The organism is Stutzerimonas tianxiuensis (genome assembly GCF_053470365.1).
On sequence record NZ_JBPVWS010000008.1, the window covers coordinates 1 to 13,397 of the forward strand.

Genomic DNA, 13,397 nt, shown 5'->3' on the forward strand with positions numbered 1-13,397 from the left:
CCGCGCATTCTACAGCAGCCTTGTTTCTCGTCAAGCTGTTTTTGAAGAAGTTTTTCTTTCTTCTCAACCGCTTGCGCCTCCGATCAACCTAGCGTCTCTCGTCAGCGGGAGGCGAAGCATACAGCGTTCAAACCCGCTGTCAACCACCTCTTTCAACCGCTTCCGATCAACCTGACCGAAGCCACTAACAGAGCCAACCCACCACCCTGTCAGCCCGGCGCATTCTACTCGAATTCGCCATCCGTGCAAGCCTTATTTTTCTCTAACTTCTTGATTTACAAGAGGTTTCGCCAAAGGCCTGCGCCGGAGAAGGTGCGCATTATAGGCACTCAGATTCTCACGTCAACGATTGTTTTAGCTTTGATTGAATTAAGGAACTGAGGCCGTCTACGCTGCCTATATATGTACCAACATCGGACCTACCTTGGATTCCTTCAAACTGAGTTCTACAGGCCTTACACTCATATCCTCATCCTCATCCTCATCCTCATCATCCGAAGATCGATATGCCGCGCATACCTGTAGAGCCGCTCGACCTGCTGTTACTTCCGACCTGGCTAGTCCCAGTCGAACCAGCTGGTGTTGTGCTGAAGAACCATGCGCTGGGAATCCGTGACGGGCGCATTGTGCTGATAGCTCCCCGTGAAGAGGCCGATCAGTACCTCGCTAATGAAACGCGTGACCTTTCCGGAATGCTTCTTGCGCCAGGGCTTGTAAATGCTCATGGCCATGCAGCGATGACCCTTTTCCGGGGACTGGCCGATGATCTGCCGCTGATGACCTGGCTACGCGAGCATGTTTGGCCAGCAGAAAGCCGGTGGGTCGATGAGGCGTTCATCAAAGCAGGCACCGAGCTGGCTATCGCGGAGCAGCTGCAAAGTGGCATCACCTGTTTCTCTGACATGTACTTCTTTCCAGAGGTTGTCAGCCAACTCGCTCACAAGCACGGGATTCGCGCGCAAATATCGATTCCGGTGCTGAACTTCCCCATACCGGGTGCCCGCGACGCCGATGAGGCTCTTCGTAAAGGCGTCGCGCTGTTCGACGACCTCAAACACCACCCGCGCTTGAGTATTGCCTTTGGCCCCCATGCTCCCTATTCGGTTAGCGACGATAAGCTGGAAAGCATCCGCACGCTGGTCGCGGAGATGGACATCGGGATTCATATGCACGTCCACGAAACTGCAAATGAAGTAGAAGAAGCGATTCGCGAGTATGGCGAGCGCCCGCTCGCTCGCTTGGCCCGCCTGCAGCTACTAGGGCCGCGCTTTCAAGCAGTGCACATGACCCAGGTAAACGACGACGACATCGCTCTGCTGGTGGAGCACAACTGCAGCGTAATCCATTGCCCTGAGTCCAACCTCAAGTTGGCCAGCGGCTTTTGTCCTGTGGAGCGTTTGTGGGAAGCGGGCGTCAATGTGGCCATCGGTACCGATGGGGCGGCCAGCAACAACGACCTTGATCTACTAGGAGAAACCCGCACCGCGGCGCTGCTTGCAAAAGCCGTATCGGGCTCAGCGACCGCGCTCAATGCCCATCGTGCATTGCGTATGGCGACGCTCAACGGTGCACGGGCGCTCGGGCTGGACGACCATACCGGCTCCATCGAAGTCGGCAAATTTGCAGACCTGGTAGCCTTCGATCTGTCGCGCCTAGCGCAGCAGCCTGTCTATGATCCCGTGTCTCAACTGATCTATTCCTGTAGCCGGGATTGCGTGCGACATGTGTGGGTCGCTGGCAAGCACCTGCTCGACGACGGTCAACTGACCCGTATGGACGAGGAACAGCTCATCGCCACAGCCCAGGAGTGGGGAAACAAGATCGGCTCTAAACACTGAGGCGAGGCTACCCTCAACCGAAACTCCGCGACAAACTGACTTACACGAAGCCTTCTATTAGATGTCCTGCATCCGACCAAAGCTGGCAACATGGGCATTTGCAGCTCAAGCTTCCCCTTCAAGCTTCTAAATGGAACAGACCATGAGCAACGTCGACCACGCCGAAATCGCCAAATTCGAAGCCCTCGCCCATCGGTGGTGGGATCGCGAAAGCGAGTTCAAACCGCTCCACGAAATCAATCCGCTCAGGGTCAACTGGATTGATGAGCACGTTTCGCTGGCCGGCAAAAAGGTCTTGGACGTCGGCTGCGGTGGCGGAATTCTCAGCGAAGCAATGGCTCAGCGTGGCGCTACCGTGACAGGGATCGACATGGGCGAGGCGCCTCTGTCCGTTGCCCGCTTGCATTTGCTTGAGTCAGAACTGGAGATAGATTACCGGCAAATCACTGCCGAGGCGCTGGCCGAGGAAATGCCTGCGCAGTTCGATGTGGTGACCTGCCTCGAGATGCTCGAACATGTGCCGGATCCCGCTTCGGTCATTCGGGCTTGCTACAAGATGGTGAAGCCCGGCGGACAGGTATTCTTTTCGACGATCAACCGCAACCCGAAGGCCTATGCATTCGCCATTGTCGGCGCTGAATATGTGCTGCAGCTGTTGCCGCGCGGTACGCATGATTATCGGAAATTCATTCGCCCCTCGGAGCTTGGGGCCTGGAGCCGCGAAGTCGGGCTACTGGTAAAGGACATCATCGGCCTGACCTACAACCCCCTGACAAAACACTACAAGCTGTCACCTGACGTGGACGTGAACTACATGATCCAGACACTGCGGGAGGCGTGATGCGTCTGCGTGCGGTTTTATTTGATATGGACGGTACGCTGCTCGACACCGCGCCGGACTTTATTGCCGTGGCGCAGGCCATGCGTCTGGCGCGCGGCCTCGAGCGCGTACCTGACCAGCATGTGCGTGACGTCGTTTCCGGTGGTGCCCGGGCAATGGTACTCAGCGCTTTTGATGTCGACCCGCTTTCCGACGAGTTCGAGTTATTACGATTGGAGTTTCTGGAGCGCTACCAACAGCATTGTGCAGTCGAGAGCCAGCTATACGAAGGAATGGCAGCGTTGCTCACCGAGATCGAACAAGCCGATCTGATCTGGGGCGTGGTTACCAACAAGCCAGTGCGTTTCGCCGAGCCGATCATGCAGCAACTGGGGCTTTCTTCTCGCTCCGCCGTTCTGGTCTGCCCTGATCACGTTAGCAAGAGCAAACCCGATCCTGAGCCGATGCTGTTGGCCTGCAGCCAGTTGGACCTCGATCCTGCAACAGTCTTGTTCGTTGGAGACGATCTTCGGGATATCGAGTCCGGGCGTGCTGCAGGAAGCCGCACGGCTGCTGTGCGTTACGGCTATATCCATCCCGATGACAATCCAGATACCTGGGGCGCGGATGTGGTGGTAAATCACCCGCTTGAGCTGCGCAGGTTTCTCGGGTCGCCAAGGCTCGACTGACCGACAACGGCCATCACCACTTTCACGATAATTACCAATGGGCGATCGCCCTACTCTGTTTTCTACGAGGCTTCAGATGTTCGAGTACTCAGCCCGCCCCGACCTGCTCAAGGATCGGATCATCATGGTCACCGGAGCAGGCCGCGGAATTGGCGAAGCCGCCGCAAAAGCCTACGCAGCACATGGGGCGACCGTGCTCCTGCTAGGCAAAAACGAGGACAACCTCAACCGGGTCTACGATGAGATTGAAGCAGCCGGGTGGCCGCAACCAGTGGTAATACCGCTCAACCTCGAAACCGCACTGCCACATCAATACGATGAACTGGCCGCGACCGTCGAGCGCGAGTTTGGGCGGCTGGACGGGCTTCTGCTCAACGCCAGTATCGTGGGCCCCCGCTCTCCGATCGAACAGTTGTCAGGCGATAACTTCATGCGCGTAATGCAGGTGAACGTGAACGCTACCTTCATGCTCGCCAGCACCTTACTGCCACTGCTGAAACTGGCGGATGGCGCTTCGGTGATTTTCACGTCGAGCAGCGTCGGCCGGAAAGGTCGAGCCTACTGGGGTGGATATGCCGTCTCCAAGTTCGCCACCGAAGGCTTGATGCAGGTACTGGCTGACGAGCTGGATGGCACCAGCTCCGTGCGCAGCAATAGCATCAATCCTGGCGCTACGCGGACAGACATGCGCGCCAAGGCGTATCCAGGCGAGAATCCTGCAGTCAACCCTTTGCCTGCTGAAATCATGCCTGCCTACTTGTATCTGATGGGTCCGGACAGTCGAGACGTCAACGGACAGTCACTCAACGCTCAGTAAGCACTCAGCAGGGCGCCTGTTTTCCGGCGCAACGGCAGCGGCATACATGTCAATTTGGCATCAGGCTGCCGTTTCGCTGGCAACCTCTTGCCACAAGAACTGAAGCGACGAGCTAAGTGCTTGTTCTTGTTTGAATTATTAAGTTGGCATCATATTCGCTATAGAACCTCTATCAACGCAGGCAGCGTTCTGAGGTTCACTCCCATGCTGGCAGACAAGCAGACCCCTTCAACAGTCGACATCGGCAGCGCCCGAATTCGACGCATGGACATCAGTTGCAGCAAGACGCTGTCGACAGGCCAATATGGCCTTTCCGAACGACTGAGACATCTGACGTTGCGCTTGCAAACCAGCCTTGAGCTCGACCGGCTACTGGAGTTCTTCTTCGAGGAGGTCCGCCATCTGGTTCCCCTGCGAGCCCTTTCGTACCGCCATTCGGGCACTGACTTCCAGCTTCAAATTGGCGAGACCAATGGCTTCGATGTCAGTTATTCGCTCTCCCATAGCGGGGATTGCCTCGGCGAGCTGCGCCTGTTCAGCCCGAAGTATGTGGCCGATCCGCTTCTGGATCAGCTCGAAAATGCCCTCGACTGCCTGCTGTTCCCGTTGCGCAACGCGTTGCTTTACCGGCAAGCCGTTCAAGCCTCGCTCAGGGATCCGTTGACCGGTGCTGGCAATCGCGCAGCCATGGTCCAGTCTTTGACGCGCGAAACCGAATTGTCGCGCCGCCATTGCCAAGCCGTGTCAATCATCATGCTGGACATGGACCATTTCAAACACCTCAACGATACCTACGGACACCAGGCGGGAGACGCCGCCCTGAAAGCTACCGCGCTGCTGCTTAGAGAACAGCTACGCAACGTCGACATGGTGTTCCGCTTTGGCGGCGAGGAGTTCGTTCTGGTGTTGTCAAACACGGGGCCGGAGGCTGCGGCTGTTGTGGCCGAACGGATCAGAGCCGCCATCCAGAACCTCTGCTTGCTGGTCGGGGACAAACAGGTCCGGCTATCAGCCAGCCTCGGCTGCGCTACCTACCAGCCCTGCGAGTCTCAGGATGATTTGCTGCGTCGCGCTGACCAGGCCCTGTACCAAGCCAAAAGAGATGGACGCAATCTGATCCGCGTGGCCTCGGCTTAGCAACAAAGCCTTTGTAGGCCAGCCAACAAAAAGGGCGAGACCGTAATGGCCTCGCCCTTTCTATTTAGCTTCTCGCTACACCGTCAAGGCCGCTTGGAGCGATCACCACGCCCGAACCCCGGACGTTGCCCTTCGGTTGCTGCCGGGCCATTACGCTTGGCAGGCGCCGGCTTGCCACGCTCGCGGCCAACAGCACTTGGCCGCTCCGCCACGGGTGTGCCGCGGCTGGGTTTGCTGCGCTCATCAGTATCGCGCGGCTTGCGTGCTGGTTTATCACCGCGTGCGCCTCGGCCGCGCCCCGCATCTCCAGGCACATCAGCTTCATGTGAAGAGCGCAGCACCCGGGGGCGACGGTCACCGCGACCGATAGGCTTGGCCACTTTACGCTGCATGCGATCAAGCTTGTCCTTGGCTTTGGCTTTCATGCCTGGCAACGCCACTGACTTGAGGCCAACCTCTTCACTGAGGATATCGACTTCGCTTTGCGACATTTCACGCCAGCGACCCATTGGAAGGTCTGAGGTCATGAACACAGGACCAAAACGCACGCGCTTCAGACGACTGACCACCAAACCCTGCGACTCCCAGAGGCGCCGGACTTCGCGGTTACGCCCTTCCATCACCACGCAGTGATACCAATGGTTGAAGCCCTCACCGCCAGGCGCTTCCTGAATGTCGGTGAAACGGGCCGGACCGTCTTCGAGCATGACGCCCGTCTTCAGGCGCTCGATCATTTCCTCGTCGACTTCGCCACGCACACGCACCGCGTACTCACGGTCCATTTCATACGAGGGATGCATCAGACGGTTCGCCAGTTCGCCATCGGTGGTGAACAGCAGCAAGCCTGTCGTGTTGATGTCGAGGCGACCAATGTTGATCCAGCGTCCCTCTTTTGGACGTGGCAGCCGGTCGAATACCGTCGGACGACCTTCTGGATCGTCACGGGTGCAAATCTCGCCATCGGGCTTGTTGTAGATGAGCACGCGACGGACCGTTTCGGCGGCTTCTTCACGCTTGAGCAAGCGGCCATCGACGGCAATCGCATCGTGCAGATCGACACGCTGGCCGAGCGTCGCTACGGATCCGTTGACCTTGACTCGGCCAGCCGCGATCCAGTTTTCCACGTCTCGCCGCGAGGCAAGGCCAAGACGGGCCAGCACCTTCTGCAGTTTTTCGCCGTGGGCAATGTGAGGGGTTGTTTCTTCGTGTTCGGTCATCTGGGCACCTCCCGGTGTGGCAATTCCGATTGAAAGGCCGCGCACTATACGCGCAACGGTTTACCGAAGCACGAGAAGGTTAGCAGCCAGAAAGGAGGCGCGCCTGGCGCGCCTCGATCTGCCGTCAGCGTTTCGCCAAGGAGGCCAGAGCTTCAGCCGTGGCTTGCTGTATCGCAGCCCAATCCCCGTTCTTCAACGCGGCGCCATCAATCATCCAGGTTCCGCCGACGCACATGACATTAGGAAGCGACAAATACTGAGCGGCATTGCCTGCATTGACGCCACCGGTGGGACAGAAACGAACGTCAGCGAACGGTCCTCCAAGTGCCTTGATCGCAGCGACCCCACCACACACTTCGGCCGGGAAGAGCTTGAAGCGCCGATACCCGAGCGCGTAGCCACGCATGATGTCGGAGGCATTGCTGATGCCGGCCAGCAGGGGCACGGAGCAATTGACGCCTGCTTGCAACAGTTCATCGGTGCAACCCGGCGAGACGATGAACTGAGCACCCGCAGCCTCGACCTCGTCCATCATGCGCTTGTCCAGCACCGTACCGGCACCGACGCACAGGTTGGGCCGTTCCTGGCGCAGGCGGCGAATAGCAGTCAGCCCATGTGCCGAACGCAGGGTTATCTCAAGCGCCGTCAACCCACCAGCGGCGAGAGCGTCAGCCAACGGCAGGATTTGCTCTTCGCTGCCAATGGTGATCACCGGCAGGATGCGAGCTTCGGTACAGATCTTCTCGATCAGCGCGTTTTTCTGGTCCATGGTCATGGAAAAGTCCTCGGGCCTCACGGGCACCAGTAGATCTCTAGAGGTGAATGCAGAAATGCGCGAATCGGCATCTGCGAAGGTTCGAGCCGCATCGCTTGGCGCAGCGTTTCCAGCTTGGCGGAGCCTTGAATCGCCAGGCATTGAACGCGTGCCGACGCCAGCAGCGGGAAGGTCATGCTGATGCGCTGCTCGGGACTGACGGGCGCCAGCATTGGCAGGCAAAGGTCACTACCGCTTTCATCCAACCCGTTTGCCAGCAGCGGGCTGTTCGGGAACAGTGATGCGGTGTGTCCATCGTTACCCATCCCAAGCACCAGCACATCGATCGGCTGAGCGAAGCCCACCAGCTTCTCGCTGGCGAGCGCTGCCGCTTGCTCCAGGGTCTCAGCGGCTTGATACAAACCCACAAGCTGTGCGTCAGCCGCTGCGTTTCGTAGAAGATGTCGACGGAGCAAGCCTTCATTACTGTCCGGGTCTTCTGGTTCAACCCAGCGCTCGTCAGCCAAGCTGACCTGCACCTTGGCCCACGGCAACTCGCGCACGGACAGCGCTTCGAGAAACGCTATTGGGCTCCGGCCGCCCGATACCACCAGGCTTGCTCGGCCATGATTGGCGACGGCGTACTGCAACGCCCCCGCAACCCGATCGGCCAGCGCCTGCGCCAGCTGTTCCGGCCCAGGCAGACTGTGTGCCACTACGTCGGAGGGTAGATCGAGTTCAGAGATCGCCATACCAAGACCTCCCGTCACGCGTAATCAATGCAATAGAAGCAACAGGCCCCCATGAACCCGCCGGATAGGGCTTGGGGGCATCACCTATGCGCGACCAACCGTCGATCAGCTGATCGCACCATTTCCAGGCATATTCAATTTCATCCTTGCGGACGAACAGGTTCTGGTTGCCCTGCATCACCTCGAGCAGCAAGCGCTCATAAGCATCCGGAATGCGCGAGCTTTTGTAGGTTTCGGAGAAATTCAGCTGGAGTGGGCCGCTACGCAAATGCATGCCCTTGTCCAGCCCCTGCTCTTTGGTCATCACCTGCAAGGAAATGCCTTCGTCCGGCTGCAGGCGGATGATCAGGCGATTGCTGATCAGCGACCGTTGCTCGGGCGCGAAGATATAGAAAGGCGGCTCTTTGAAATGGATGACGATCTGCGAGACCTTTTCACCCATCCGCTTGCCTGTACGCAGATAGAACGGCACTCCGGACCAGCGCCAGTTGCAGATATCGGCCCGTAGCGCAACGAAGGTCTCGGTGCTGCTTTCGGCGTTCGAGTTCTCTTCCTCAAGATAGCCCGGCACCTGCTTGCCGCCGACCGAACCCCCAACGTACTGGCCCCGCACAACGTGCCGAGACAAACGCTCGGGTGTGATCGGCGCCAGCGCCTTGAGTACCTTTACCTTTTCGTCACGGATGCTGTCGGCAGTCAGGTCGCTCGGCGGGTCCATGGCAATCAGACACAGCAACTGCAAAAGGTGATTCTGAATCATGTCGCGCAGCTGGCCGGCCTGATCGAAATAGCCCCAGCGTCCTTCAATACCAACCGTTTCGGCGACCGTGATCTCGACATGGGAGATGTGGTGCTGATTCCACTGGGTCTCGAACAGGCTGTTGGCAAAGCGCAGCGCGATCAGGTTCTGGACCGTTTCCTTGCCGAGGTAGTGGTCGATCCGATAGATGCGCGTCTCGGGGAAGTACTGCGCAACGGCATCGTTGACCAGTCGCGACGAGTCGAGATCGTGCCCGATCGGCTTCTCCAGAACGACTCGCGTCTGCTCGGCCAATCCGGCCGCTGCCAGGTTTTCGCAAATCGAGCCATACACAGCTGCAGGTGTGGCGAAATAAGCAATCAGCGGCATCTCGGGCGCGACCATTTCGGCCAGGGCCGCGTAGTCTTTCGCATTGCGAAAGTCCATGGTCAGATAGCCCAGCCGGCCTTGGAATCGGCTGAGAACGCTTTCGTCCAGCTGAGCAGCCGGCACATAGCGACGCAGCGCCTGGTCGATACGCTCGAGATGAGCCGCCGGCTCGCCCGGATCACGTGACAGGGCCAGGATGCGCGTGTCGTTGTTCAGCAGCCCCGCTCTATCGAGCTGATAAAGTGCCGGGAACAGCTTACGCAGCGCCAAATCCCCGAGGGCGCCAAACAAGGCGAAGGTAGTTGCGTCAACAGTTATAGCAGGCATGATTTTTATATTAACCAAATTAGTCTGCGCGAGAGGTTCAGATGCGCAGTTTAAGCACAATATGTTGTTATTAAAACAACATACACCGATTTTTTCGAACGCCGATTTCGCTACTATCCGTAGCCTTGGGCATGAGTCCCTGAAGGAAGAGACATGGATCGCATGAAAAATCTCTTGGAACAGATAAAGAATCGGCTCGATGAGCTGAACAAGGCAGAGCGCAAGGTGGCCGAGGTCATTCTTCGCGACCCACAAGAAGCAACGCGCTATAGCATCGCCGCGCTGGCGCAAGCAGCGAAGGTCAGCGAGCCAACGGTGAATCGCTTCTGCCGCTCATTTGGTGCGGCCGGCTATCCAGCCTTGAAAATCCAGCTGGCACAGAGCCTGGCCAGCGGCGCGGCCTATGTCAGCCGGGCCGTGGAAGCGAACGATGGACCGGAGGCGTACACGAGGAAGATATTTGGCAGCGCCATAGCGTCCCTGGACAGCGCCTGCCAGGCGATAGACCCTCAGGCGATCAGCCAAGCCGTCGATTTGATGATTCAGGCGCGGCAGATTCACTTCTTCGGGCTTGGGGCGTCAGCATCGGTGGCGCTGGACGCTCAGCACAAATTCTTCCGGTTCAACCTGCCGGTAACCGCACACAGTGACGTGCTGATGCAACGGATGCTGGCTTCGGTCGCGCATACCGGCGATCTATTCGTGATCATCTCCTACACCGGACGCACCCGTGAGCTGGTGGAAGCCGCGACCATCGCACGGGACAACGGTGCCTCTGTTCTAGGTTTAACGGCAGCAGACTCCCCGTTGGCAAAGGTCTCCACGTTGAGCCTGGATATTCCGCTGCCAGAAGATACTGATATCTACATGCCGATGACGTCTCGAATCATTCAGCTGACGGTACTCGACGCACTGGCTGCCGGCGTGACATTGAAGCGAGGTGTGGATTTCCAGCCACACCTGCGCAAGATCAAAGAAAGCCTGATGGCGACCCGCTATCCAAGCGAGGAGCACTGATCATTTCTTTTTCTTCTTTGCCTTGCCCAGCTGTTTGAGCCGCTGGACGGCCACCTCATTGACCGCCTTGCGCTCCTTGTTCTTCATGCCCTTCCAGGCCTTCATCTCCTCCCGGCTGCGACCGCAGCCGATGCAGATGTCGTCCTTGAGCTTGCAGATACTGATGCAAGGGTTCTTCGCCTTGTCGCCCAAAACCACCTCCTGATCAGCCATGACGCCTACGATCAGTAGAGGCCACGGCGGGCAGGAGGTTCTAAGCGAATTCGGCTATGGCGTCGATCAATCCCACCAGTACTCGACCTGCACGCCAAAGTTGGAACCGTGCTGCGCGGTGCCAAAGGCACCGGTCTCCGACAAGGCGCTACCAGCGGCCATCAGATTGGCGGCCTCCTGCGCAGCGTCGTTCCACTGGGCATAGGTGTAATACAGACGGAATTCGGGACGCGCCCAGAACCCAGGGCCTGCGGGTGACCAGGTCGGAGCGATGGTGAATTTGGTCAGCTTGCGGGTCCCGGCTTCTGCATCGATCTGATCGTGCCCCACCTCGGCCACCAGCTTGAACTCCTCGGTCAAGGCATAAACCGGGCGCACCCCTACCGAGATCCAATCCTGATCGCCGCCACCCTGGCGCTTGTCCTTCTGATAGACCACCTGGAACTGCCCACCGAAGCGCGGCGTAACCTGCCAATCAAAGAACTCCACCACCCGCCAGCTCTTGGCGCTTTCTTCCAGCGTCACGTCTCCGGTGTAGCCAAGCCCGGTACCCGGGCCTTCACCATATTGAACAGCGAAAGTATTGCTGCCCCCCAGAAACCCAATCTGCTCATGCTGAGCCGTCACCGACCAGCCACTGTTGGAGTCGCCACGGTCCGGATCGGCGATGTAGCTGACGCCGAACTGCAGCTCACCGTCAGGGTTAGTGTCAAACCCGCCAACGTTGAAATCGTGGCGATTGGTGTAGTTTTCCTGGAAGACGCTGTCCTTGCGCGAAAAGGCGTAGCTGTATTGCAGGCCGCCAATTTCAACGTTTTCAATACCGGCACCCGTAGCACTCTGGTTCCAGTAATAGAAGTCGGAAATGTGGATGTCATTCCGCTTGTAGAAGCGCCTACCGGCCCACAACGAGCCGTTGTTAAGCGCCGCGATGTTGCTCCATTCGGCGTACGCCTGCACCAAGCGCGCAAAGCCATGGTCGCCGGTGAACTTGGGTGTGTGATCGTATTCGTTGTACAGCGCAGCCATGCCCTCAACGCTCAGGACCGACCCGTCGTCCATGGTGAACAGGTTCTGACGCAACCCCAGCTCGGCGTACTGCTCGCACTCGTTCCCCAGTCGGAACTTGGACGCTGCGCCCGGCAGCTGGAAGCAGGCCTGCGATTCGCTTGCCGTCGATTCGCCAACACCACTGCGCACATAGCCGTTGAAGTCCAATGCCTGCGCAGTAAACGGCATAGCGAGACTGGCCAGCGAGACTGCGAGGCCTATGCGTGTCGTTTTCTTCATATCCACTCCAATTAGCTCTTATTGTTGTTACTGCTTTTGGATTGAGCCGGTATGGCTCTCCTTTCGATCCGCATCAGCGTCGCTGCCTGTCGCGGCTCGAGTTTTCGCCAGCAGCGACCATGGCACTGCCTGCTAAAAAAGACTGAAATATCAATAACATCTCAAAGCGCCGGGTGCCGGTACGCAAATACACGACGACCCCGCCTTTTTCCCACTTCGCTTGGGATCAGCGACTTACCGCGCGACCAGCCGGGTGATGGTGCTATTGCGACCGGAAGATCCGTTGCCAGGCGTAACGCCCAGCCGCTCTCCCGTCTGCGCATCGAACAGCAGCACCTTGTCCGGCTCGAATTGCAACGTCAGGCTCTCGCCGGGATTCGGCGCGGCGTCCGGGCTCAGCCGACAGCAAACCTTGGTCTGGTTGAGGCTGACGAAGATCATGGTGTCGGGCCCTGTCGGCTCGATGACCTGCACTTCGGCGCGCAGCGAAGGCAGATCTACCTCGGCACCTACGCTGATCTGCTCTGGACGTATGCCGAGGATCACCTCCCGGCCTTCCAGCGATTGCCCATCCGCCAGGTTCAACGGCAACTCGCAACGGTCCTGGCCGCTTTCCAGCAAAGCGCGCCAGCCACCGGCGTGCCGGCTCAGGCGCAGCGGGATGAAGTTCATCGGCGGTGATCCGATAAAGCTTGCGACGAAGAGATTGGCGGGATCGTTGTAGATCTCCTTGGGTGTCCCGAACTGCTGGACGATGCCATCCTTCATCACGGCAACTTTATCGCCCAGAGTCATGGCTTCGATCTGGTCATGGGTGACATAGACCGTCGTGGTCTTCAGGCGCTGATGCATCAGCTTGATTTCGGTGCGCATCTCCACCCGCAATTTGGCATCGAGGTTGGAAAGCGGCTCATCGAACAGATAGATCTTCGGCCGGCGCGCCAATGCCCGGCCCATGGCGACGCGTTGCTGCTGACCACCGGAAAGCTGAGCCGGCTTGCGACCGAGCAGATGTTCGATCTGCAGCAGCTTGGCGACACGAGAAACCTCTTCGTCGATCTTCGATGCCGGCACTTTGCGCATCTTCAGGCCGAAGGCGATGTTCTCCTGCACCGTCATGGTCGGGTACAGGGCGTAGGACTGAAACACCATGGCGATGTCGCGATCCTTTGGGCTGGCGCCGCTGATGTCTCCTCCGTCCAGGCGGATCTCTCCACCCGTGATCTCTTCCAGCCCAGCAATGCAGTTCATCAAGGTCGATTTGCCGCAACCGGAGGGCCCGACAAGGATCAGGAATTCGCCATCGTCGATTTTCAGATCGATGTCTTTCAGAGTGTCGTGGTTGCTTCCGGGATAGCTCTTGCGGACATTGCAAAGTTCGAGTGCGGCCATGATTG

General features: G+C 58.4%; 13 protein-coding genes. 6 read left to right on the top strand and 7 right to left on the bottom strand.

Features of this window, described 5'->3' with window-relative positions:
• Positions 1-515 precede the first annotated feature (515 nt).
• The 5 genes from ACSSNI_RS11605 to ACSSNI_RS11625 all read left to right on the top strand — a co-directional run bounded on the left by ACSSNI_RS11605 (position 516) and on the right by ACSSNI_RS11625 (position 5,301).
• Positions 516-1,838, top strand: coding sequence for a TRZ/ATZ family hydrolase (locus tag ACSSNI_RS11605; RefSeq protein ID WP_418952667.1), 1,323 nt, complete (start codon positions 516-518; stop codon positions 1,836-1,838).
• Positions 1,839-1,980: 142 nt separating this feature from the next.
• Positions 1,981-2,679, top strand: a complete 699-nt coding sequence (ubiG, locus tag ACSSNI_RS11610) for a bifunctional 2-polyprenyl-6-hydroxyphenol methylase/3-demethylubiquinol 3-O-methyltransferase UbiG (protein ID WP_102834477.1) — start codon at positions 1,981-1,983, stop codon at positions 2,677-2,679.
• Positions 2,679-3,347: an N-acetylmuramic acid 6-phosphate phosphatase MupP gene (gene mupP, locus ACSSNI_RS11615; RefSeq protein WP_200638143.1), complete on the top strand. Its 669-nt coding sequence runs from the start codon at positions 2,679-2,681 to the stop codon at positions 3,345-3,347. Before ubiG ends, mupP begins: the two co-directional genes overlap by 1 nt.
• A 76-nt stretch (positions 3,348-3,423) precedes the next feature.
• Entirely contained in the window at positions 3,424-4,164 is a 741-nt protein-coding gene (locus tag ACSSNI_RS11620; RefSeq protein WP_102834479.1) for a YciK family oxidoreductase, read from the top strand.
• 204 nt (positions 4,165-4,368) lie between these two features.
• A complete protein-coding gene (locus ACSSNI_RS11625; RefSeq protein ID WP_200638141.1) occupies positions 4,369-5,301 on the top strand; it encodes a GGDEF domain-containing protein in 933 nt (310 codons plus the stop codon).
• Positions 5,302-5,384: 83 nt separating this feature from the next.
• Here ACSSNI_RS11625 and rluB read toward each other — a convergent pair whose 3' ends face one another.
• The 4 genes from rluB to zwf all read right to left on the bottom strand — a co-directional run bounded on the left by rluB (position 5,385) and on the right by zwf (position 9,480).
• A complete protein-coding gene (rluB, locus tag ACSSNI_RS11630; protein ID WP_200638139.1) occupies positions 5,385-6,518 on the bottom strand; it encodes a 23S rRNA pseudouridine(2605) synthase RluB in 1,134 nt (377 codons plus the stop codon).
• A 124-nt stretch (positions 6,519-6,642) separates the two neighbouring features.
• Entirely contained in the window at positions 6,643-7,293 is a 651-nt protein-coding gene (locus tag ACSSNI_RS11635; RefSeq protein ID WP_200638137.1) for a bifunctional 4-hydroxy-2-oxoglutarate aldolase/2-dehydro-3-deoxy-phosphogluconate aldolase, read from the bottom strand.
• Between the two features lie 17 nt (positions 7,294-7,310).
• A complete protein-coding gene (pgl, locus tag ACSSNI_RS11640) occupies positions 7,311-8,024 on the bottom strand; it encodes a 6-phosphogluconolactonase (protein ID WP_200638135.1) in 714 nt (237 codons plus the stop codon).
• Complete coding sequence (gene zwf, locus ACSSNI_RS11645) at positions 8,011-9,480, bottom strand: glucose-6-phosphate dehydrogenase (protein WP_200638133.1); 1,470 nt, start codon at positions 9,478-9,480, stop codon at positions 8,011-8,013. The genes pgl and zwf overlap by 14 nt, the downstream gene beginning before the upstream one ends.
• A 153-nt stretch (positions 9,481-9,633) precedes the next feature.
• Here zwf and ACSSNI_RS11650 point away from each other — a divergent pair, with 153 nt between their 5' ends.
• Complete coding sequence (locus ACSSNI_RS11650; RefSeq protein WP_102834485.1) at positions 9,634-10,497, top strand: MurR/RpiR family transcriptional regulator; 864 nt, start codon at positions 9,634-9,636, stop codon at positions 10,495-10,497.
• On the opposite strand, the gene ACSSNI_RS11655 is transcribed toward ACSSNI_RS11650, so the two are convergent.
• The 3 genes from ACSSNI_RS11655 to ACSSNI_RS11665 all read right to left on the bottom strand — a co-directional run bounded on the left by ACSSNI_RS11655 (position 10,498) and on the right by ACSSNI_RS11665 (position 13,392).
• The gene (locus ACSSNI_RS11655; protein ID WP_200638131.1) at positions 10,498-10,710 is read right to left on the bottom strand and encodes a DUF1289 domain-containing protein; all 213 of its coding nucleotides are present in this window, start codon (positions 10,708-10,710) and stop codon (positions 10,498-10,500) included.
• 66 nt (positions 10,711-10,776) lie between these two features.
• Entirely contained in the window at positions 10,777-12,000 is a 1,224-nt protein-coding gene (locus ACSSNI_RS11660) for a maltoporin (protein WP_200638129.1), read from the bottom strand.
• A 234-nt stretch (positions 12,001-12,234) separates the two neighbouring features.
• Positions 12,235-13,392: an ABC transporter ATP-binding protein gene (locus ACSSNI_RS11665; RefSeq protein WP_200638127.1), complete on the bottom strand. Its 1,158-nt coding sequence runs from the start codon at positions 13,390-13,392 to the stop codon at positions 12,235-12,237.
• Positions 13,393-13,397: the final 5 nt, after the last annotated feature.

Bases quoted from the DNA above. Each gene is read 5' to 3' on its own strand.
- zwf (WP_200638133.1), bottom strand. From the start codon at position 9,480: ATGCCTGCTATAACTGTTGACGCAACTACCTTCGCCTTGTTTGGCGCC.
- ACSSNI_RS11655 (WP_200638131.1), bottom strand. From the start codon at position 10,710: ATGGCTGATCAGGAGGTGGTTTTGGGCGACAAGGCGAAGAACCCTTGC.
- ACSSNI_RS11625 (WP_200638141.1), top strand. From the start codon at position 4,369: ATGCTGGCAGACAAGCAGACCCCTTCAACAGTCGACATCGGCAGCGCC.
- pgl (WP_200638135.1), bottom strand. From the start codon at position 8,024: ATGGCGATCTCTGAACTCGATCTACCCTCCGACGTAGTGGCACACAGT.
- ACSSNI_RS11650 (WP_102834485.1), top strand. From the start codon at position 9,634: ATGGATCGCATGAAAAATCTCTTGGAACAGATAAAGAATCGGCTCGAT.
- ubiG (WP_102834477.1), top strand. From the start codon at position 1,981: ATGAGCAACGTCGACCACGCCGAAATCGCCAAATTCGAAGCCCTCGCC.
- ACSSNI_RS11665 (WP_200638127.1), bottom strand. From the start codon at position 13,392: ATGGCCGCACTCGAACTTTGCAATGTCCGCAAGAGCTATCCCGGAAGC.
- ACSSNI_RS11620 (WP_102834479.1), top strand. From the start codon at position 3,424: ATGTTCGAGTACTCAGCCCGCCCCGACCTGCTCAAGGATCGGATCATC.
- mupP (WP_200638143.1), top strand. From the start codon at position 2,679: ATGCGTCTGCGTGCGGTTTTATTTGATATGGACGGTACGCTGCTCGAC.
- rluB (WP_200638139.1), bottom strand. From the start codon at position 6,518: ATGACCGAACACGAAGAAACAACCCCTCACATTGCCCACGGCGAAAAA.
- ACSSNI_RS11635 (WP_200638137.1), bottom strand. From the start codon at position 7,293: ATGACCATGGACCAGAAAAACGCGCTGATCGAGAAGATCTGTACCGAA.
- ACSSNI_RS11660 (WP_200638129.1), bottom strand. From the start codon at position 12,000: ATGAAGAAAACGACACGCATAGGCCTCGCAGTCTCGCTGGCCAGTCTC.